The sequence below is a fragment of the Pseudomonas sp. NPDC098747 genome, assembly GCF_044760045.1.
GTDB lineage: Bacteria > Pseudomonadota > Gammaproteobacteria > Pseudomonadales > Pseudomonadaceae > Aquipseudomonas.
The window spans coordinates 19,517-21,248 of the sequence record NZ_JBIWAL010000069.1 but is presented as its reverse complement, the minus strand read 5'-3'; the positions used below and the strand labels follow the sequence as shown (position 1 = coordinate 21,248).

Annotated in this window: 1 protein-coding gene; it reads right to left on the bottom strand. The window is 56.5% G+C overall.

Translation table 11 applies throughout. The features are described 5' to 3' along the window. Positions 1 to 1,410 (bottom strand): tRNA uracil 4-sulfurtransferase ThiI (gene thiI / locus ACIQVE_RS26275; protein ID WP_402814126.1); only part of this gene is annotated, 1,410 nt, incomplete at its 3' end. Positions 1,411 to 1,732: the final 322 nt, after the last annotated feature.

The window sequence follows — 1,732 nt, the reverse complement described above, 5'->3', positions numbered from 1 at the left end:
CAAATGGTGGGCATGCAGGCGACTCATCACGCCTTTGTCGCAATACAGCAGGTACTGGCGAGTAGGGTCCAGTTCCTTGAAACGTGCGTTCACTGCATAGAACGGCATCGTCTGTACCTCTATGCCGGCAAGCTCCAGCGGTTCGTCTTCAGCGGCATCCGGGTGACGGATGTCGATGACGATCTGACCGGCCAGTGCTTCGCCGACTTCTTCAATTTGCAAATCCTGGCCCAACTCATCGATCACTCGATCAATGGCGACCAGTTTGGCGTTGGCGAGCGCACGCTCGAGCACCGCCATGTCGAATTCTTTCTCTTCATGTTCAACGCGGCCACGCTTGGCGGCGGTCTTCGGATTGACCGAGATGACCCCGCAGTACTCCGGCATGTGCCGGGCAAAATCGGCGGTGCCGATTTCGTTGGCCGTGTCGATGATGTCCTGTTTGTGCGCAACGATCAGCGGTCGCAAGACCAGCTTGTCGGTCACGCAGTCGATCACCGACAGGTTCGGCAGCGTCTGGCTCGACACCTGGGAGATCGCTTCGCCGGTAACCAGCGCATCGATGCCCAGGCGGTCGGCGATGACGGAGGACGCGCGCAACATCATACGCTTCAATACGACGCCCATATGACTGTTATCGACTTTGCCGAGAATTTCGCCCAACACTTCTTCGAACGGCACACTGACAAATAGCACGCGTTGCGAGCTGCCGTACTTCTTCCAGATGAAGTGCGCGACTTCCATCACGCCCAATTCGTGGGCACGACCGCCCAGATTGAAGAAGCAAAAGTGCGCCATCAGGCCGCGGCGCATGATCTGGTAGGCCGCAACGGTCGAGTCAAAGCCGCCGGACATCAATACCAGCGTCTGCTCCAACGCGCCGAGCGGGTAACCGCCGATGCCGTTGTGCTGGCTGTGGATGACAAACAACCGTTTGTCGCGAACTTCAATGCGGACTTCGATTTCTGGCTTTTTCAGGTCGATTCCGGCAGCGCCGCACTCACGACGCAGCTTGCTGCCGACGTATTTCTCAACGTCCATCGAGGTGAACGCGTGCTTGCCCGCACGCTTGCAACGCACCGAGAAAATCTTCCCGGCCAGGGCCGCGCCGTAGTGTTCTTTGCACTTTTCAGTGATGTCGTCGAAGTCGCCCAGCGGGTACTCGTCGATCTGCAAAAAGTGCGCGATGCCAGGCATACAAGTCAGGCGCTCGCCCATCTCTTTCAAGGCTTTGGCGTCGGTGACACGGGTTTCCAGCTCGAGGTTGTCCCACACACCGTTCACCACCACAGCCGGGTCCAGATCGCGGAGCACGGCGCGGATGTTTTTGGCCAACTGGCGGATAAATTTCGTCCGGACAGGTCGACTCTTGATGGTGATCTCGGGGAAGACTTTTACGATTAGTTTCATGAAAACAGCGCGCGCAGGGCCAGCCGAAAAAGGGGGGCGCGGATTATAGCGGAAATTGCTCAAGGTTTAACCAGTTAATGTGCAGAAGGTTTTGCGCGCACCAAAACAGGTCATTTTCAGATTAAGGCGCTACATTAGAGGGCGATAATTTCTGCATTAAGTCGCTTTGCACCTTTATAAGCGTGAATTTGGGGCAAAAAACCCATGCTGGGGCACTGGCATGCAATTTGCTCCCTTGTGAGGCAGGTTGCCTTGGCAGAGTATTCGCGCCGGCATCACCACTATTAAGGGCATCCACTACCCTCACTAATTCACCCGGAGG